Here is an 18,816-nt window from a genome sequence, read left to right as displayed (position 1 = left end):
ATGTCGGACGCGGGAGCGGGACCCCGGCCTCTTCCCATCTTCCGCCCCGACGAGCGGGTGTGCGGCAACTGCAAGCTCTGGAGTCCGCACTCCGAGGATCACCGTGGCTGGGTGGGGCCGTGCCGCCTGAACAACTCGCGCGGCATGTTCCCGCCCTCCGCGCCCATCTGTGAAAAGTACGCGCCGCGGGGCTCGGCGGCCCCGGCGCCTGTCGTTTCGAGCACGCGAACCCGCACCGCGCGGAGCGTGGCGCCCGTGGTGGTGCGCCACCGCACGGATCCGCGGCAAGTGGTGGACCTGGAAGGGCTGAACATGACGCGCGAAGAACTGATGGACATCTTCCGGGAGGCGGCGGGCCTCAGTGAGCCGCCGCTCGCGGGCAAGTGGGAGGGCGGCATGGTGCGGCTGGTGCCGGGCAACCCGGAGCTCCAGGCGAAGGACCTGCCCATCGACAACCTGTTCCACAAGGTCACGATGGTGCGCGACCGCATCCGCGTGCTGGAGCAGAAGCTCAACGCCCACCCCAAGCTCACGGAGGCGGAGAAGGCGGAGATGCAGGGCTACATCACCCGCGTCTACGGCTCGCTCACCAGCTTCAACCTCCTCTTCAAGGAGAAGGGCGACCAGTTCGTGGGCAGCAAGGGCGACGAGTAGCGGGCTCCGAGCTTCGGGGCCTCAGGGCCGCTGGCCGCGCTCCTCCATCACGGTGAGGGCGCGCTGGCGGCCGCGGTGCAGGGCGCTCTTCACGGTGCCCTCGGGGATGCGCAGGAGCCGGGCGATTTCGGCGGAGCCCAGGCCGCGCACCTCGCGCAGGTAGAGCACCTGCCGCTGCTGGGGGTTCACCTCCTCCAGCGCTTCGTGGAAGTGGCGCTGCATCTGCGTGCCCATGGCGTGGGCCTCCGGGGACACGGTCTCCTGGGGCGCGTGCGTCAGCCGCTCCCGGCGGCGGCGCGCGCGCAGCCAGTTGATGCTGCTGTTGACCATCACCCGGTGCAGCCAGGTCGTCCACGTCGCCCGTCCGTCCAGGCCCGGGGGCTGCCGCGACAGGCGCAGGAAGACGTCCTGCACCACGTCCTCCGCGTCGTCGGTGTCCCCCACGATGCGCCGGGCAATGGCCAGCGCTCGGGGACGGTGCTGGGCGTACAAGTCATCCAGGGTGGGGAAGGCGAGGACGGCGGCGTGCGGGCCCATGGCGGACGGTCTCCTGTGTCTTCCCCTGGAACGAACGGGCGCGGGAAACGGTCTATGGCCCTGGAGGGCATGCGACCGCGGGGCCGTGTTTTCGCCCGGACAGCCGGTGCGCACCTTCCGGGCCAGGGGGACGCCGCCATGGCCCAGCTGGCCGACTACGGACGCAGGAGGCCGTTCATGCCCCGGCGCCGGGGCGGCAACGGCCTCGCGGACCTGCTCCTGGGGCGCCCGCTCACCAGCGCCCAGGCGATGCAGGAGAAGACGGGCGTCCTCACCGGCGTGGCGCTGCTCGGGCTGGATGCGCTGTCCTCCGCCGCGTACGGCCCGGAGGCGGCGCTCACCGTGCTGCGCCCGCTGGGCCTCGGAGGGCTGTGGCTGCTCTTCCCCATCACCGTCGCCATCGTGGGGCTCTTGATGGTCGTCGCGGGCTCGTACGCGCAGACCATCGCCGTGTATCCCAGCGGCGGCGGCGCGTACACGGTGGCGAAGCAGAACCTGGGGCGGGGCGCGGGGCTGCTCGCGGCGACGGCGCTGATGCTGGACTACCTGCTCAACGTGGCCGTGGGCATCTCCGCCGGCACGGGCGCGCTGGTGTCCGCGCTCCCCGCGCTGAGGCCCCACACGCTGCCCATCACCCTGGGCCTGCTGGCGCTGCTCACCCTGGTGAACCTGCGCGGCGTCAGCGAGGCGGGCGCCGTGTTCGTCGTGCCCACGTGGTTCTTCATCACGTCGCTGAGCGCGGTGCTGGCCGTGGGCCTCTTCAAGCTGGCCACCGGTGAAGCGACGCCCGTGCAGGCACCTCCGCCGTTGGCGGTGCCCACCGCGTCGCTGGGCGCGTGGCTGGTCATCCGTGCCTTCGCCAGCGGGTGCACGGCGATGACGGGCGTGGAGGCCATCAGCAACGCCGTGCCCATCTTCCGCGACCCCGCCATTCGCCGCGCGCGCGTCACGCTGGGCCTCATCGTCGGCATCCTGGTGACGATGCTGCTGGGCATCGCGCTCTTGTGCCGGGCGTACGGCGTGGGCGCGACGGACCCCGACGGCGCGAACTACCAGACGGTGCTGTCACAGCTCATCGCGGCGGTGATGGGACGCGGCGTCTTCTACTACGTGGCCATGGCCGCCATCCTCTGCGTGCTCGCGCTGTCCGCGAACACCAGCTACGCGGGCTTCCCGCTCGTGTGCCAGGTGCTGGCGCGCGAGCGCTACCTGCCCCCGGGCTTCGCCCACCGGGGCCGCCGCCTGGCGCTGTCGCGCGGCATCCTCACCCTGTCCGCGCTGGCGGCCCTGCTGCTCATCGTCTGCAAGGGCATCACGGACCGGCTCATTCCCCTCTTCGCCATCGGCGCGCTCATGGCGTTCACCCTGTCGCAGGCGGGCATGGTGGTGCACTGGAACCGGCACCGGGAGAAGGAGGGCTGGCGGTGGCGCCGCATGCTCAACGGCGCGGGCGCGGTGATGACGGCGCTCACGCTGTGCATCGTGGGCGTGTCCAAGTTCGTGCACGGCGGCTGGGCCGCGTTCGTGCTCGTGCCCGTGGGCCTGCTGCTGCTGTCGCGCGTCCACGCCGCGTACACGCGCACGCGGCAGGCGACGGAGCTGAAGCGGCCGCTGCGCCTGACTCCCGGGACGCCGCTCGTCGCCGTGGTGCCGGTGGACCGCTGGTCCCATGCGTCGGAGACGGCGCTGCGCTTCGCGCTGGAGGTGAGCGACGACGTGCGCGCGGTGCACATCTGCAGCGGCGACACCGACGAGGCGGCGCTGGACTCGCAGTGGCAGCACTTCGTCCAGGGCCCGCTCATGGAGGCGGGGCACCCGCCGCCGCCGCTCGTGCACGTGGGGTCGCCGTACCGCGCGCTGGTGTGGCCGCTGCTGGACTACCTGGACGCGCTGCTCGCGGAGGTGCCGGGCCGCACCGTGGCCATCGTGATGCCGGAGCTGCTGGAGAAGCGCTGGTACCGGGCCATGCTCTACAGCCGCCGCTCGGAGCTGCTGAGGAGCGCGCTGCTCCTGTCCGGCGAGCGGCGCCTGGTGATTGTCAGCGTGCCCTGGTACCTGCGCACGGACGCGCACCCCGCGCCGCACTCGGCCTGGGGCGACCCCACCCACCCGGGGAACGGGTAGGGCGGGGCGGCGCGGAAGCTACTCCTGCTCGTCCTGCTTCGTCAGGCCCCAGTCCTTCAGGCGCTTGAAGAGGGTGGAGCGCGCGAGGCCCAGCTCACGCGCCACGCGCTCGCGGTTGTTGTTGAAGCGGCGCAGCGCGGTTTCGATGATCTGCCGCTCCAGCTTCTCCAGCATCTGCTCCAGCGTCATGCCCGGCGGCAGCTCCGGCACGGTGATGCCCGTCTCGCGGTTGACCTCCTGGTCGAAGGACAGGTCGCTTCCGTCGATGGACGGGCCCTTGCGCAGGAGCAGCGCGCGGTGCACCACGTTGCGCAGCTCGCGGATGTTGCCCGGCCAGGCGTGCTGCTGGAGCCGGTCCAGTGCGGCCTGGGTGAAGCGCACCGTCTGCCCGCGCGGGGCGAACGCGCGCACGAAGTGCTCCGCCAGCGCCACCACGTCCCCCCGGCGGTTGCGCAGGGGCGGCAGGTGCAGCGGCACGACGCACAGGCGGTAGTAGAGGTCCTCGCGGAAGCGGCCCTCGCGCGCCGCCGCCAGCAGGTCGCGGTTGGTGGCCGCCACCACGCGCACGTCCACGTGCAGGGGGCGGCTGGCGCCCACGCGCTTGATTTCACCGCTCTCCAGTGCGCGCAAGAGCTTCGCCTGGAGGTCCAGCGGCAATTCGCCAATCTCGTCCAGGAACAGCGTGCCGCCGTCGGCCTCCTCGAAGGCGCCCTTGCGCGCGCCCACGGAGCCGGTGAACGCGCCCTTCTCGTGGCCGAACAGCTCGCTCTCAATCAGCTCCTTGGAGATGGCGGCGCAGTTGACCGGGATGAGCGGCCGGTTCGCGCGCGGCGAGCATGCGTGCAGCGCGTTCGCCACCAGCTCCTTGCCCGTGCCGGACTCGCCCAGGATGGTGACGGCCGCGGTGGACGGCGCCACGCGCTGAATCAGGTCCGTGAGCTGCCGCACCGACGGGTCGCTCCCCAAGATGCCGTGGAAGGCCTGGGCCTCCTTCTTCGCGGCGGGCACGGCCTCCAGAATCAGCTCCGCCTCGCCCACGCGCAGCGACGTGGGCAGCGTCACCTCCGCCTCGAAGAGGCGCACCGGGCCCAGCCACGTGCCGTTGGTGGAGCGCAGGTCCACGACGTGGAAGACGCCGTCCCGGCGCGTCACCTTGAGGTGCCGCCCGGAGATGAACCGGTCCTGGAGCACCAGGTCGTTGCCCGCGTCCTTGCCCACCGTGAAGCTGTCGCCGGTGAGCCGGTGCACGGCCTCCGTGCCGCCCTGCTTCACCCGCAGCTGCGCGGCCTGCCAGCGCTGCGCGTCCCGGCCCTGCACGGAGGTGCTGTTGCCGGCCTCCGTGGCCACGTCCGCGTCCTCGCTGGCGCTGTGCTGCCGGAACACCGCGCGCCACTGGCCCAGCTCGATGTCCGCGCCGTCGGGCAGGTCGCCGCGCTCCACCACCGCGCCCGCGACCTTGGTGCCCTTGCCGGACAGGTCCTCCACGCGGCATTTCTGTCCGTCCCACAGGAGGGCCACCTGCTGGCGGCTCACCTCCGGATCCGGAACGGCCACATCGCTCGAGTCGCCCCGGCCGAGCACCACCCGCGCCCGGTCCACCGCCACCCGCAGCACTTCCTCGCCTCGACGGAAGAACACCAGCTCCGGCATTACGAACTCTCTCCCAGCCCCCGGACGCCCGGGGCCGCGCGCAGCGCTTTACACGGCGCGTGCGCGGGCATCAACCCGAGGGTGGGGGAGGGACGGAACCGACCCCCGGGGTCCTACCGCTTGGGACCGAAGCGCGGGCTGCTCACCATGCCGCTGAGCCGGCCGCCGCGCCAACCCGGGGTCTCCCGGTCCTGCGGCAGCATGTTCACCGCGAGCGCCAGGGGGCCCAGCCGCTGCTGGAAGGCCTGCTCGAACTTCAGCCGCACGTCGAGCGCCAGCTCGCTGTACTCCAGCCGCCGGCCCAGCTTCACGGTGCCGGTGCCGGCGCCCTCCAGGTCCTCGCTCTTGAGGTTCAAATCCCTCACCGTGCCCAGGCCCTTGTCGAACTGGAGGTCACCCCTCAGCTCGCCCAGCACCACGCGCGGCAGCTCCATGGGCATCGCGGGGCCGCCACCCATGGGGATGGCCGCCTTGCCGCCCTTGATGGTGAGCCCCTGGGTGTCCAGCGCCACCGTGCCGGACGCCTGGGACCAGTCCACCGGCTGGCCGCGCATCATCGTGCCCGGCGCCTGGAGCGCCAGCTTCGCGTTGAGGGTGCCCTCCATGTCCACGCCCGTGTACTTCGGCAGGTTGCCGCCGCTGGCCTGCACGCCGTCCACGTCCACGTTCAGCGACGTGCCGCTCAGGCCGCCCACGTGGACGTCCACCGTGCCGCCCATGCCCTTCAGCTTCATCACCACGCCGGGCGGGAAGACGGACGGACGCAGCGCCACGCTGTCGAAGACGAGCGCCTCACCCAATTCATCCGGGCCCAGCCCGCCGGACTCGCCCCGGGCGAGCGCCGCGACGGCGTCCGCGCCCAGCGGCGTGGGCGGCTTGCTCACGCGCACGTTGGTGGCGGTGACGCCGGAGAGCCCGGGCCGCAGGCCGCCGATGCGGACCGCGAGCCCATGGGCCGCGGCCTCCGTCACCAGCCGCGTGCGGACCGCGTCGTACGGGAACGTGAGCAGCAGGCAGAGGACGAACGCCACCACCGCGAAGGCGGTGTAGCCCACGACGAGCTTCCAGCGGGCGGTCTTGGATTCAGTGGCCATGGGCTATTGCTTCATCCGGTAGGTGGCGACGGTCGTCCACGCCGTCAGGGTGTCCGTGGCGGGCCGGGGCTCCACGCGCAGGTACTTCACCTTCACGATGCCCGGGCCCGTCTCCACCGTGCGCAGGAAGTCCGTCAGCTTGCGCAGGTCCACGTCCGTGAAGGTCAGCTCCACGGAGCTTTCGATGATCTTCCCGTCCCCCACGCCCACGTCGCCCTTGGGCGTCATGTTGGGGACGGTGAGGCCCGCGGCGGTGGCCTTGTCTTCAATGTACGTGATGAGCCGCACGTTGCTCTGCGTGAGCTGCTGCTCCACGTTCTGCCGCTCCGCCTGGGCCTGGCCGTAGCTGGTCGCCAGGGCCTGCACCTCCTGCAGCTTCGCCAGCTTGTCCTGCGTGCGCCGGCGGTAGCCCTGCGCGCTGTTGGCGAAGCTGAAGAGGGTGACGAAGAGCACGAACACCAGCACCGCGGAGCCGGCCAGCGCCACGAGCTTGCGCTCGCGGTCGGAGAGCCGCTCGAACCACGTCTGGAGGGGCGCGAAGAGTTCTTTGAGCTTTCCCATGTCAGGTCTCTCCCCCCTGCTTCTCGCCGGGGCACTGCACCTGCACGTCCAGGCGGAAGGTCACCTTCTGCCCGTCACGCGTCTTCTCCACCTTGCCCTCCTTCACGTCCTTGAAGCAGCGGTGGCCCTTCAAGGCGGCGGAGAGCGTGTCGATCTGCTTGGAGCTGTCCGTCTCCCCCTGGAGCATGATGCGGTCCAGGTCCACCTGGATGCGGTCGAACTTCACCGGCACCTCCGGCGGGACGCGCTGGGTGACCTCCGCCAGCAGGTTCACGGCGGACATCGCGGGCAGCGCGGCGGCGGGGCTCTCCACGCCCTTGAGCATGTTGAGGGCGCGGTCGTAGTTCGTCTCGCAGGTGCCCAGGATGCGCTGGGTCGTCTTGCAGAGCACCGCGTCCACCTCCGCCTCGCGGCGCGACAGCACCGTGTTGCGCACCACCCCGAAGGCGATGAGCAGCAAGAGCAACGTCACCGCGAAGGAGGCCAGGAGGCCCAGCCGGTCCTTCACGTAGTCGTAGCCGCCCTTGAAGGCGAACTCACCCCGGCGCAGGTTGAAGCGCGGCGCCTTCGCCCCGGCCGCGTTGCCGCGCATGGCCAGCGCGTACGCCTGCGCCGCGGACGGCGTCTCCTTGGGGCCAATCATCGCGGCCGCGTCCGCCGGCAGCGCCATCACGCGCACCGGCAGGTTCAAATCCTTCGACAGCTGCTCGGCCAGGCCCGGCATCCGCGCGGTGCCACCGCACAGCACCACCGCGGAGACCTGCCGGCGGGTGCGCGCGGCGAAGGCCTTGAAGGACGGGCGCAGCTCGCGCAGCACCGGCTGCAGGCCGCGCACGAAGGCGTTCGCGGCGCGCTCGGCGTCCGGCCCCTGCGCGGCGCTCGCCATGGCGCCGTGCGCTTCCTTCCACGCGTGGGCCTCCGGCAGCGTCGTCTGGAACTCCGTGGCCAGCGCGCGCGTCAGGTCGCGCCCGCCGCCCGCGAAGGTGCGCGCGAACTCCACGCCCTTGCCCGGCTGGCCAATGGCCACCGACGTGCGCTCGTGGCCGATGTCCACCACCGCCACCGGGCCGCCCTCGGACGCGCCCTCGAAGAGGCCGGGCATCTGGGTGAAGAGGTTCTGGTACGCGAGCGCCGGGTGGGTGATGACGCGCGGGTCCACCTGGAGGCCGCCCAAGAGCGCCAGCAGCGACTGGAGCTCCTCCTTGCGCACCACGCCCACCAGCAGGTCCGCGGCCTTGTCCTTGCCGCCGGTGTCCTTCTGGCCGACCACCTGGTAGTCGTAGACGACCTCCGAGATGTCGAACGGCAGCTGGCTGCCCACCTCGAAGGGCAGCGTCGCCTCCACGCGCTTGCTGTCGGAGAAGGGCAGGCTCACCGAGTGCGTGGTGAGGGACGGGCCGGGCAGGGCGATGACGACCTGGTCCACGTGCCCATCCGGCATCTTCCCGAGCAGCTCCTCCACCGCGGCGCGCAGCGTCTCCGCGCGCTCGCCTTCCTGCGCGCGGCGCACCTCCGCGTAGGCCTGGGTGGTGCTGCTTTTCGCTCCGGAGGTGAGCACCACCCCCTTCACGGAGTGGCTGCCCAGGTCCAGGCCAAGAATGCGGGCCATGCTATTCCTCTCTGTAATACACGAGCTTGCCCAGCCCGTCGTCCAGGCGGATGACCGCGGTGAGCGTCTTCTGGACGCTGCCCGCTTCTCCCACGGACTTGATGGTGAATGTCTTGCTCTTGTCGCCCAGGTAGCGGTTCTGCTGGACGTTGCCCTTGATGAGCGGATTGACGGCGATGCCGGCCTGCTCCACGACGCCCACGAAGTCCGACACCGACATGCCGAAGAAGTTGAACATGCGCGCGGCGCGGATGCGGCTGATGAGCTCGTTGAGGAACACCGGGTCCGTCAGGCGCGGATCCGGCCGGTTGGGGTCCGCGGCGGACATGATGGCCAGCCCCAGCATGATGGGGTCGTCCGTGTTGACGTTCGGCTTGGAGTTGATGTCCGGGTACACCGTGAGCCGGTCGCGGAAGGCCGCCATGAAGCGGTCGTTGACGCCATGCACGCGGTACAGCTCGTCCAGGCTGTCGAAGCGCGCGTTCTTGACGTCATAGCGCGGTTCGTAGCGGCTGTACGGCGAACCCTCGTCCGCGAAGCCCGCGACGAAGGGGTTCGTGGGGTCCTTGGGATTGAGGGTGGACTGGGTGGTGTCCTCGTCCGACCAGTCCTTCAGCGCGATGACGGTGTCCTGCGGCGTGGAGCGCACCTTGTTGGCGTCGTCCTGCTGCCAGAGGAACTCAAAGCGCTTGTCGGAGAACATGTCCATCATGCGCGCGGCGGTGGCCTGCGCCTCCGCGCCGCCGGTGTTCAGGCGCATGACGTTGAGCTTCTCCTCCTCGTCGCTGATGGTCGCGAGGAAGCAGCCCTCGAAGCCGCCGAAAGAGCGGCGCTGCATCTGCGCCGCCATCTGCGTGGCCGCGCCCCCGCCCTCGGCGCCCTCTTCACCCTCCATCTGGAATTTGGAGTCCACCTGCACGGGCTCCGTCTCCACGGGGCGGCCGTCCTGGCCCTCCGCGCCGTCGCTCTTCACCAGCCCCTTGAGCATGTGGCAGTCCACCCGGGCCAGCTTCCAGAGCTGGATGTTGAGCGACTGCGGCTGGAACGCCGCCGCACCACCGGCGCCACCGGCGCCACCCGCGCCCGCGCCGCCCAGCATGCCGCCCAGCGAGCTCAGGAGGCTGGCGGGGTTGGGGATGGGCGTCGCGTCCACCTGCTTCTGGAAGCGCAGCAGGAGCCGTCCCAGCGACAGGCCGGAGCGGGCCATGTAGTAGGCGCGCACTTCGTCGCGCTGGTTGGCGGCGAGCTGCAGGTCCACGCGGCTGTTGTAGGCGAACTCCGTGGCCACCACCGTGAGCAGCGTGATGGAGACGAGCGCGATGATGAGCGCCACGCCGCGCGAGCGCTTGTGCTTGCGAGCGGCCGGCGATTGCGGCGCCTGGGGCGGGACCGCGGCCCGCGCCTTGCCGCGCCGGCGGAACGCCTGCTGGAAGTAGGGGAGGGCCATCAGTTGAACCTCGGCAGTTCCGTGTTGAGCACGATGCGCGTCTGCGTCGTGTAGCGCGCTTCCTTGCCCGCCTCATCCAGGGCGATGACGGTGATGCGCACGCGCGTGGGGAGGATGGCCTTCTTCTCCGTGCGCCGCGTGTCCCATTCGTCATCCCACTCCTTCTTCTCCGAATCCCAGTAGGCGAACTCCACGCCCTTGACGCCCTCGAAGAGCACGTCCGTGGTGCCGCCCCGGTCCATGCGGTCCCCCACGTTGGGGTTCACCCGCCGCTTCAGGTCCTGCCGCTGCCGGGCGCCGCGCTCGCTGGAGTTCTCCACGAAGTACTCCACCACCGCCTGGTCGGACTCCTTCACGTCCGTGTACAGGCGCTGGTGCGCGAACGTGGTGAAGGTCAGCTTGTCGCGCTCGCCAATGAAGTTGGTGGGCCGGTCGTTCTGGTCGCGGAAGCGGCGCAAATCGTAGCGGTCGCTCACGAAGGCGGAGCCGATCTCCCGCGCCATGCGGTTGAGCGACACGCGCACCATGCGGTAGCGCTCCGCCTCGCCCTCCACGACCTCCTTCGCGTTGATGCCCGTCTGGAAGGCCATGGCGACGACGGTGCCCATGAGGGCGGTGATGCCCACCGCGACCATGACCTCCATGAGGGTGAAGCCACGCATGCGACGCTTCATCGGGTGCTCCCCCCACGCGGCATGCCCGGGAGGCCGCCGTTGAAGATGCCGCCGGGCAGGCGCGGGTTGATGCCGGTGTTGCCGTTGGCGCCGCCCTGACGGCCGTTCGGGTTGTTGAGCTGGTTGAGGACCGCCGCCCGGTTGACCAGCGGCTCGCGCGTGTTCGGATCCAGCATCTGGCCGTTGGGGCCGGGGATGGGGTTGTCCACCACCTGGCCCGTGCGCGGGTTCACCCACTGGTTCTCCGCGCCCGCCGTGCTGCCCGCGTTGGGCGTGAAGCCGCCGTTGCGGTCGCCACCGGGCCCCAGCGACACGACGTGCGTCACCACGTCCACGCTCTCCACCTGGGTGCCTTCCTTCCAGTACACGGTCAGGTGCACCTCGCGGACGGACTTGGTGAGCTGGTCCACCATCTGCGTGAACATGGGTTGCGCCATGCTCATGGCGGATGCGCCCAGGGGGCTGGCCGTGGTGGTGCCGCCGGGCGGCGTGCTGCCGCCCTTGCTGTCTCCGCCGGTGCTGCCGCCGAAGAGGCCGGCCAGGCCGCCCATCGGGTCGCCGGAGCTGTTGGGGCCAATGGGCAGGTTGAAGATGGCGCCAATGAGCTGATCCGGCGTCACGCCGTCCGTCTTGGGCGCGATGATGCGGGCGCGCCACTTGAACTGGGGCCAGCCGTCGTCGGAGAAGTCGCCGGACTGCTCGTCGTCGTCCTGTTCGAAGCCGTCGTCGTAGAGCTTCTGCTCCAGGTCCGTCATCTTGGAGCGGGCCAGCAGCGACGCCACGGTGAGCCGCTTGGTGTAGACGTGGTTGGCCACCGCGCCGGAGTTGAGGTCGAAGATGGCCATCAGCGCGACGCTGAGGATGGCCATGGCCACCATCGTCTCCAGCAGGGTGAAGCCCGAGCGCCTTCGCATGGGGATTCTCATGAGCGGGGCACCTCCAGGGCCTCGGGTGCGATGAACACCTTGCCCGTCAGGGGTGACACGTCCAACGTCCACGCGTTGTCGCCCTGGCGCAGGAACACCATGGCCCTCTCCGTGTAGCCCTGCGGGAAGAAGTAGAGATAGGCCACGCCGCTCTCCACCGGTTCGCGCTGCTGCCGCGTCCACACCGACACCGCCACGCCCGCCGGAAGCTCCTTGGGGGTGATCTCCTCCGCGGTGTACGCGGAGAAGGTGGCCTGCGACTCGATGCGCGTCTTCTCCTCTTCCATCAGCTCCTGCGCGGACGGCTGCGAGCCTTCGGAGCGCGTGTAGTTCTTGCGCGCGTCGCCGCCGTTGTTGCCCTCGCGCGTGGTGCGCTCGCGGTCGCGCGCCTCGTCCCGCAGCGCCGCGTCCCGGTCGCGCGAGGTGGTGACTCCGCCCGCGGCGCATTCGGCGTGGTAGCGCGTGGGCTGCTCGCGCTTCGGGTCGGGGATTTCGAACACCAGCCGGCACGTCTTGCCGCTGAGCGCCGCCGAGTCGTAGAGCGAGCGGATGACGCCCGCCAGCTCCGTGGCGCTGCCCTTCGCCTTCGCGCCGGTGATGGCGCCGATGCCGACGGTCACCGCGGCGAACATCACCGCCGCGATGGCCAGCGCGATGGAGATCTCAATCAGCGTGAGGCCGCGCGGAGCGCGACGGCGGCGGGCGGGAGCGGGCAGGGACATGACCGTCTTCAAGGCTGCACCTCCTGTGCCACGATGCCGCCGCTGAAAATGTCCGCGGCTTCGCCGGTGCCGCCGGGCTTGCCGTCGGAGCCGAGCGACAACACGGCGCCCGTCTTGCCCTCCATGCGGTAGACGTACGGGTGGCCCCACGGGTCGATGGGCGTCCCGTCAATCACCTTGGAGTCGATGAGCGGCTGGAAGCCCTGCGCCTGCGAGGGGAAGAAGCCCATCAGCCGGTGGTGGGCCTTGAAGAAGCCCTCCAGGCGGCGGATCTGCTCGCGCGCCTGGCGCTGCGTGGGCGTGAGGGTGTTGTCCTCGGTGGCCCACACCAGCGCGAACGCGAGCAGGCTGGCGCCAACGAAGACGCCCAGGAGCAGCAGCCGGCCCAGGCGTGACGAGCGGGCGCGGGCCTGCTTGCCGGAAACGGGTCGCGCCTCGCGCGCGGACGTCGGGGAGGAAGTGTGCTCGGGGGTCATCACGGGCATTCCTACGACAACACGCGGGAGGCGCGGCTTTGCTTCAGGAAACGCCCGTTACTGCCGGGCGTTCTGTTCCTTGGAGGAGATGTCGGCGTCGGAGCCCTCGCCGCCCGGATTGCCGTCGGCGCCGTAGCTGGTGATGACCGGCTTGCCGCCCTCGTTCATGTAGACGTACTCGCGGCCCCAGGGGTCCAGCGGCATGCGCTCCAGGTTCTGGGTGTCCACCAGCGCCTTGAGGCCCGTGGCGGTGTCCGGGTAGGAGCCCTTCTTCGTGTAGTAGAGCTTCATCGCGCTCTGGATGTTGCGGATGTCCAGCTTCGCGGTGTCCTGCTTGGCCTCTTCCAGCTTCGGGATGACGGCCACGCCCACCGCCGCCGCGATGAGCCCGAGGATGGTGATGACCACCATGATCTCGATGAGGGTCATGCCGCGGTTCTTGCGGCGCTGCTGCTTCTTCGCGTTCGTCGTGTGCATGTCTTCACTCACCTTCGGGTGACTTTCTGGCAAGCCACCGCGCCATGGGTGTGTCGGGATGTCAGAAGCGCTTCGCGTCAGGGAGGGGTGCCCGGGCTGACGGCCGCGGGCGGGTCCCGGTGGGCGTAGAGGGTGGCCCCCACCGTCGCCAGCGTGGCGGCCAGGGCCAGGAGCCCCGTCAGCGTGGCGCGCTGGATCCACCGGTCGAGCGTGTCGTTCATCGTGCGCCCCTGCTCCTAATGGATGGCCGTGTTCACCTGCAGAATCGGCATCAGGATGCTGAGGGCGACGAATGCAATCATCACGCCCATCACCACGATGAGCATGGGCTCCAGGAGGCTGGTGAGCGCGCCGATGCGCACGTTCACCTGCGTCTCGTAGGAGTCCGCCACCGACAGGAGCATGTCCTCCAACTGCCCTGATTTCTCACCGATGGCGACCATGTGGTACACGAGCGGCGGAAACTGGCCGGAGCGCTTGAGGGGCGTGGCGATGCTTTCGCCCTCGCGGATGGACTCGCGGGCGTTCTCCACCGCGTCCGCCAGCACCGAGTTCGTCATCACCGCCTTGACGATGTCCAGCGCGGCCAGCATGGGCACGCCGCTCTTGAGCAGCGTGGACAGCGTGCGCGCGAAGCGGGAGATGGCCAGCAGGCGCACGAGGCTGCCGAAGATGGGGGCCTTGAGCGTGAAGCGATCCCACTTGGGCTTGCCCTTGGGGCTCTTCGTCCAGCGCATGAAGAAGATGAAGCCCGCCACCATGGACGGAATCACCAGGAACCACCACGCCTGCATGAAGTTGGACGCGGCGATGAGGATGCGCGTGTTCAGGGGCAGGGTGGCCTTCATCGTCTCGAAGATCTTCGTGACCTTCGGGACGACGAACACCATCAGCAGCACCAGGATGCCGCCGCCCACCAGCATCATGATGGCGGGGTAGAGCATGGTGCCGATGATCTTCTGCTGCAGCTTGGCCTGGTTCTCCGTGAAGTCCGCCAGGCGCAGCAGCACGGTGTCCAGCGCGCCGGAGGCCTCACCCGCGCGCACCATGTTGATGTAGATGCTGGGGAAGATCTTCGGGTGCTGGCTGAACGCGTCCGCCAGGGACGAGCCTTCGTTCACGCGCTGCTTGATGTCGGAGAGGGCGCGCTTGAGGCGCTCCTTCTCCGCCTGGTCCACCAGGGCGTTGAGCGAGTCCACGATGGTGACGCCCGCGCCCAGCAGGGTCGCGAGCTGGCGGGTGAGGATGGCCACGTCCTCGGTGCTGACCCGGCCACCGGCCAGCTTGCGCAGGTCCACGTCGCGCGCCACGAGCGACGCGTTGGCGCCCTTGGACACGCCGGCGCGGCTGCCCTCCGCCTGCCCGAGCACGTCGGTCAGGAAGATGCCATCCGCGCGCAACTTGGAGCGCAGCGTCTTGGGCGAGTCCGCTTCCAGCAAGCCCTTCTTCTGCTTGCCGTGGGAGTCGAGGCCTCTGTATTCGAAGACGGGCATGGCGGACTAGATGTCCTCCTGCGTGATGCTCAGCACTTCGGCGATGGTCGTCTCGCCCATGGCGATCTTCCGCACGCCGTCGTCGAGCAGCGTCGTCATGCCCTTGGACAGGGCGGACTTCTTGATGGTGGACGCGTCCACGTTCTTGAGCACCAGCTGGCGCACGTCGTCGTCCACGAAGAGGAACTCGTAGATGCCGGAGCGGCCGCGGTAGCCGTTGCGGTTGCAGGACGGGCAGCCCACAGCGCGGTAGATGCGGTCCGTGTTGAACTTCGCCTTGAAGCTGGCGAGCGTGTAGCCCAGCTCCTTCAGCTCCGCGTCCGTGGGCGTGTAGGCCTGCCGGCAGTCCGGGCACACCCGGCGCACGAGGCGCTGGGCGAGGATGCCGGTGAGCGACGACGCCACGAGGAAGGGCTGCACGCCCATGTCCACGAGTCGCGTCACGGCGCCCGCGGCGTCGTTGGTGTGCACCGTGGAGAGCACCAGGTGGCCCGTGAGGGACGCCTGGATGGCGATCTCCGCCGTCTCCTTGTCGCGGATCTCACCGACCATGATGACGTCGGGGTCCTGGCGGAGGAAGGAGCGCAGGCCCTGCGCGAACGTGAGGCCAATCTTCGGGGCGATGGCCATCTGGCCAATGCCCTTGAGCTGGTACTCGACCGGGTCCTCGACGGTGAGGATGTTGAGGTCAGTGGTGTTGATCTTGGAGAGCGCGCCGTAGAGCGTGGTCGTCTTTCCGGAGCCCGTGGGGCCCGTCACCAGCACGATGCCGTGCGAGCGCTTGATGACGGCTTCCATGTTGCCCAGCACCTGCGGGCTCATGCCGATCTCCGCCAGGTCCAGCAGCGTCGCCGTCTTGTCGAGCAGACGCATGACGATGCGCTCGCCGAAGGACGTGGGCGTGGTGGACAGACGGATGTCGATGTCGCGGCCCGCGAGCTTGATGCGGATGCGGCCGTCCTGCGGCAGGCGCTTCTCCGCGATGTTCAGCTGCCCCATCACCTTCACGCGCGCGATGATGGAGTTCTGGTAGCGCTTGGGCGGCTTGATGACCTCCTGGAGCACACCGTCGATGCGGAAGCGCACCAGGAGCTCGCGCTCCATGGGTTCGATGTGGATGTCGCTCGCGCGCTCCTTGGCGGCGCGGAAGAGCACGGAGTTCACCAGCCGGATGACGGGGGCTTCGTCGTCCGCGTCCAGCAGGTCCTTGGGCTCCTCCAGCTCGTGCGCCAGCGAGTCCAGGTCCTCCGTGGTCTCCATCTCGTCCACGAGCGCTTCCGCCTCGTTGACGGAGCGGTCGTACACGCTGTTGATGGCGTCCACGATGGTGGAGGCCAGCGCGATGCGCGGCTGGATGGACTGGCCCAAGAGCAGGCGCGCGTGGTCCAGCGCGGTGGTGTCCAGCGGATCCGCCACCGCGAGCACCACCTCCTCACCCTCCATGGAGAGCGGGAGCAGCTGCGTCTGGCGGGCGAAGTTGATGGGGATGCGCTTGACCAGCTCCGCGTCCACCTCCTCCACGAAGATGCGCTGGAGGTAGGGCAGGTCCAGCTGGTGGCCCAGGGCGCGCGCGACGTCCTCCTCGCTGACCGCCTTCATGCCCACCAGGACTTCACCCAGCCGCCCGCCCTTCTCCTGCTGGGTGGCGAGCGCCTCCTGGATCTTCTCCGGGGTGAGGGCGGGCACGAGCGCGCGGAGGATCTCCCCGAGCGGCCGGCCACAGAGGTAGGCCTGCCCGTGGGCGACGACCTGGGTGGCGTCGTTGCGGCCGCCGGACACGGCGGGCGTCGCGGCGGTGTCTTGAGAGGTCGTGGTGTCGGCGGTCAGGTCCATGGTCCTTACTCTCCGTCTCCCGGCTGGATGCGCAGCCGCTCGGCGTCCGCGTCCGGCGTGGGCGCGATGACCTCGGGCTGTGGCGCGGGGACTGATCTCTCCGAACCCTCCGGAGGCGCCTCTAAATTTCGCGGCGCCTGCTCGCCCTCGGGGGAGGGCGTGGCACCTTCCTGCGGAGCCGGGGCTTGCCCGCCCGGCCGCGCGGGAGACGGAGCGGCGGGCGCCGCGCCGCCAGCGGCCGGGGGCGCGCCAGCGGGACGGATGACCCGCTCGTTGCCCGTGCCACTGCCGCCGTTCTCCACCCGCTGCTCTTCCTTGATGACGGCCTGGTTCATGCGCGACAGGGGGCCGGGCTTGCGGCTGAAGTCCACCGCGACGTCGTAGCCGGGGACCTGGCCGTAGAACTGCTCCACGAACTGCTGCCGCTCCTTCATCTTGCGCTCGAAGATGCGACGGAAGTCCTCCTGGCCGCGGATGATGTAGGGCGTCAGGAAGAGCAGCAGGTTCGTCTTCGTCTTGCGGCGCGTGGTGTCGCGGAACAGGTGGCCCAGCAGCGGGATGTCACCCAGCACCGGCACCTTGGAGACGGACTCCAGCGTGCGGTCCTGCATGATGCCGCCAATCACCACCGTCTCCATGTCCTTGGCGATGACCGTCGTCTTCGCGCTGCGCTTCGACGTGGTGGGGCCCAGGACGGGGTCCGAGGAGGCAATCTCTTCCGTCTGCTCCGTGATGACGAGGCGGATGTAGTCGCTCTCGTTGATCTGCGGCTTGACGGTGAGCTTCAGCTCCACGTTCTGGCGGGTGATGGGCGCGTACAGCGACCCCAGGCCGCCCAGCGAGCCCAGCAGCGACGGGTTGATGCCGCCGTTGGTGCCGGTGCCGGCGCCGGTGATGGAGCTGCCCAGCGCGGACGGGGTGAAGCCGGACTGGAAGGGCACGTTCTGGCCCACCGTGATCTCGGCCTCCTCGTTGTCGCTGGTGAGCAGGTGCGGCGTGGACAGCACGTTCACGTCGGACGACTGCTGCATGGCGTTGAGCACCACGCCGAAGGCCGGGATGTCGATGCCCAGCGCCTTGAGCTCCGGCAGGACGGGGCCCTGGATGCCGGCGAGGAAGCCGCCCATGCTGGCCAGGTTCGCCAGGGAGAAGGACGGGGGGATGGAGCCGCCGGAGTAGTTGGTGCCCAGGATGCCGGGGATGGCGCCGTCGTCCGTCTTGAGGCTGAAGCCCTGGTGGAAGTTGATGCCGAACTCGCTGTTGCGGTCCAGGTTCACTTCCATGATGACCGCCTCCACGAACACCTGGCGGCGCGGCTGATCCAGCTGCTGGATGATCTGGACCATGTTCTTGTAGTCCGCCTGGCTGGCGACGATGACCAGCGAGTTGGTGCCCTTGTCAGCGGAGATCTTCACCTCGCCGCTGAACAGCTCCGCGGCCTGGGCGGGCGCGCGCGGCAGGCCCTGCGGCTGCTGCGGGATGGGGCCGCGCTGGGGGCGGTTGGCGGTGCCCTGCGCGAGCGACTGGAGCGTGCTGGCCAGCTCCTCGGAGTTGGCGTTCTCCAGCGGGTAGACGTTGATCTTGTTGCCGCTGCCGGACGGGATGTCGATCTCCCGCACCAGGTCCTGGATGCGGCCGAAGGCGGCGGGGCTGGCCACGACGATGAGCTTGTTGGTGCGCTCGTCCGGGATGATCTGCGACAGCGTCGCGGCGCCGCCCGTGTCGGTGCCGCCGACCACGCCCTCGGCGCCGGGAGGAGGCTGGCCGGGGGTGCCCTGCGTGAAGTTGCCGGGGCGCTGGCCCGCGCGGCCGCCCGCGCCGGCCTTGGCTTCAAAGAGCTTCTGGATGGTGTTGGCCACGTCCTGCGCGGTGGCGTACTGCACCTGGATGATGCGCATCTCGTCGCTGGAGGAGCGGCTGTCCAGCTGGTTGATGAGGCGCTCCAGGCGGTGGATGTTGGAGCCTACGTCGTTGACGATGATGGTGTCCGGCGGGTACGGGATGGTGTCGCCGTCCTTGGACACGAGCTGCTGGAGGACGCCGCGCAGCGGCTCCACCTCCACGTACTTGATCTTGAACAGCTTGGTGACCATCTGCTCGTTCGTCGTGTACGGGGTGTCCTCGTCCACGATGGTCGGGATGGGGTTCTGCTTCGCCGAGCGCTTGTCGACGATCTTCAGGAAGCGGCCGTACGGGTAGACGGCCAGGCCGTTTGCGTCGAGCGCGGCGAGGAACGCGGAGTAGAACGAGTCCGCGTCCACCTCCACGCGGCCGTTCTCCGGACCGATGATGGAGATCTTCCCGCGCACGTTCTCCGGGAGGATGAACGTGCGGCAGGTGGCGTCCGACACGGTCTGGACGAGCTTCTCGATGTCCACCTTGTCGAAGTAGATGCCGTAGCGCGCGTTGCGCCGGGCCTGCTCGCACGAGGGCACCTGGCGGGGGCCCTGGTTCTCCGCGGGCGCGGCGTTGCCGTTGCCCTGCGGGGTGATGGTCCGGTCACGTTCACCCTGGGCCGCGGGAGCGGGGGCAGGGGTAC

Annotated in this window: 17 protein-coding genes; 2 read left to right on the top strand and 15 right to left on the bottom strand. The window is 69.7% G+C overall.

Features of this window, described 5'->3' with window-relative positions; genetic code table 11:
- On the top strand, positions 1-654 hold the full coding sequence (locus D7W79_RS12975; RefSeq protein WP_120525685.1) for a DUF8685 domain-containing protein: 654 nt from the start codon (positions 1-3) through the stop codon (positions 652-654).
- 21 nt (positions 655-675) lie between these two features.
- On the opposite strand, the gene D7W79_RS12970 is transcribed toward D7W79_RS12975, so the two are convergent.
- Positions 676-1,191, bottom strand: coding sequence for an RNA polymerase sigma factor (locus tag D7W79_RS12970; RefSeq protein ID WP_120525684.1), 516 nt, complete (start codon positions 1,189-1,191; stop codon positions 676-678).
- A gap of 138 nt (positions 1,192-1,329) precedes the next feature.
- On the opposite strand from D7W79_RS12970, the gene D7W79_RS12965 reads away from it, so the two are divergent.
- The gene (locus D7W79_RS12965; protein WP_244221742.1) at positions 1,330-3,315 is read left to right on the top strand and encodes an APC family permease; all 1,986 of its coding nucleotides are present in this window, start codon (positions 1,330-1,332) and stop codon (positions 3,313-3,315) included.
- 18 nt (positions 3,316-3,333) lie between these two features.
- Here the strand turns inward: D7W79_RS12965 and D7W79_RS12960 are convergent, their stop codons facing one another.
- The 14 genes from D7W79_RS12960 to gspD all read right to left on the bottom strand — a co-directional run.
- Positions 3,334-4,965 (bottom strand): sigma 54-interacting transcriptional regulator, encoded by a 1,632-nt coding sequence (locus D7W79_RS12960; protein WP_120525682.1) that lies wholly within the window; start codon positions 4,963-4,965, stop codon positions 3,334-3,336.
- A 113-nt stretch (positions 4,966-5,078) separates the two neighbouring features.
- Positions 5,079-6,059 (bottom strand): type II secretion system protein GspN, encoded by a 981-nt coding sequence (gene gspN, locus D7W79_RS12955; RefSeq protein ID WP_120525681.1) that lies wholly within the window; start codon positions 6,057-6,059, stop codon positions 5,079-5,081.
- Positions 6,060-6,062: 3 nt separating this feature from the next.
- Positions 6,063-6,620, bottom strand: a complete 558-nt coding sequence (locus D7W79_RS12950; RefSeq protein WP_120525680.1) for a type II secretion system protein M — start codon at positions 6,618-6,620, stop codon at positions 6,063-6,065.
- Position 6,621: 1 nt separating this feature from the next.
- Positions 6,622-8,229 (bottom strand): pilus assembly protein PilM, encoded by a 1,608-nt coding sequence (pilM, locus tag D7W79_RS12945; protein ID WP_120525679.1) that lies wholly within the window; start codon positions 8,227-8,229, stop codon positions 6,622-6,624.
- Between the two features lies 1 nt (position 8,230).
- Positions 8,231-9,676 (bottom strand): type II secretion system protein GspK, encoded by a 1,446-nt coding sequence (locus tag D7W79_RS12940; protein ID WP_120525678.1) that lies wholly within the window; start codon positions 9,674-9,676, stop codon positions 8,231-8,233.
- Positions 9,676-10,350, bottom strand: coding sequence for a type II secretion system protein GspJ (locus D7W79_RS12935; protein ID WP_120525677.1), 675 nt, complete (start codon positions 10,348-10,350; stop codon positions 9,676-9,678). The genes D7W79_RS12940 and D7W79_RS12935 overlap by 1 nt, the downstream gene beginning before the upstream one ends.
- On the bottom strand, positions 10,347-11,264 hold the full coding sequence (locus D7W79_RS12930; protein WP_244221743.1) for a prepilin-type N-terminal cleavage/methylation domain-containing protein: 918 nt from the start codon (positions 11,262-11,264) through the stop codon (positions 10,347-10,349). The genes D7W79_RS12935 and D7W79_RS12930 overlap by 4 nt, the downstream gene beginning before the upstream one ends.
- 8 nt (positions 11,265-11,272) lie before the next feature.
- Positions 11,273-11,998, bottom strand: a complete 726-nt coding sequence (locus D7W79_RS12925) for a pilus assembly FimT family protein (RefSeq protein WP_120525692.1) — start codon at positions 11,996-11,998, stop codon at positions 11,273-11,275.
- Between the two features lie 8 nt (positions 11,999-12,006).
- Positions 12,007-12,474: a type II secretion system protein GspG gene (locus D7W79_RS12920; RefSeq protein WP_120525675.1), complete on the bottom strand. Its 468-nt coding sequence runs from the start codon at positions 12,472-12,474 to the stop codon at positions 12,007-12,009.
- A gap of 57 nt (positions 12,475-12,531) precedes the next feature.
- On the bottom strand, positions 12,532-12,951 hold the full coding sequence (gspG, locus tag D7W79_RS12915; protein ID WP_120525674.1) for a type II secretion system major pseudopilin GspG: 420 nt from the start codon (positions 12,949-12,951) through the stop codon (positions 12,532-12,534).
- Between the two features lie 77 nt (positions 12,952-13,028).
- The gene (locus D7W79_RS44260) at positions 13,029-13,172 is read right to left on the bottom strand and encodes a hypothetical protein (RefSeq protein WP_167497692.1); all 144 of its coding nucleotides are present in this window, start codon (positions 13,170-13,172) and stop codon (positions 13,029-13,031) included.
- Positions 13,173-13,187: 15 nt separating this feature from the next.
- Positions 13,188-14,444, bottom strand: a complete 1,257-nt coding sequence (gspF, locus tag D7W79_RS12910; protein WP_120525673.1) for a type II secretion system inner membrane protein GspF — start codon at positions 14,442-14,444, stop codon at positions 13,188-13,190.
- Between the two features lie 6 nt (positions 14,445-14,450).
- Positions 14,451-16,277 carry a type II secretion system ATPase GspE gene (gene gspE, locus D7W79_RS12905; RefSeq protein WP_120525672.1) on the bottom strand — a complete coding sequence of 609 codons (1,827 nt, stop codon included), beginning with the start codon at positions 16,275-16,277 and terminating at the stop codon, positions 14,451-14,453.
- 5 nt (positions 16,278-16,282) lie between these two features.
- Positions 16,283-18,816 (bottom strand): type II secretion system secretin GspD (gene gspD, locus D7W79_RS12900; RefSeq protein WP_208729719.1); only part of this gene is annotated, 2,534 nt, incomplete at its 5' end.

It is taken from the genome of Corallococcus exercitus (assembly GCF_003611585.1).
Lineage (GTDB): Bacteria > Myxococcota > Myxococcia > Myxococcales > Myxococcaceae > Corallococcus > Corallococcus exercitus.
The sequence above is the reverse complement of the archived record's forward strand: the minus strand, read 5'-3'. Positions and strand labels throughout refer to the sequence as shown.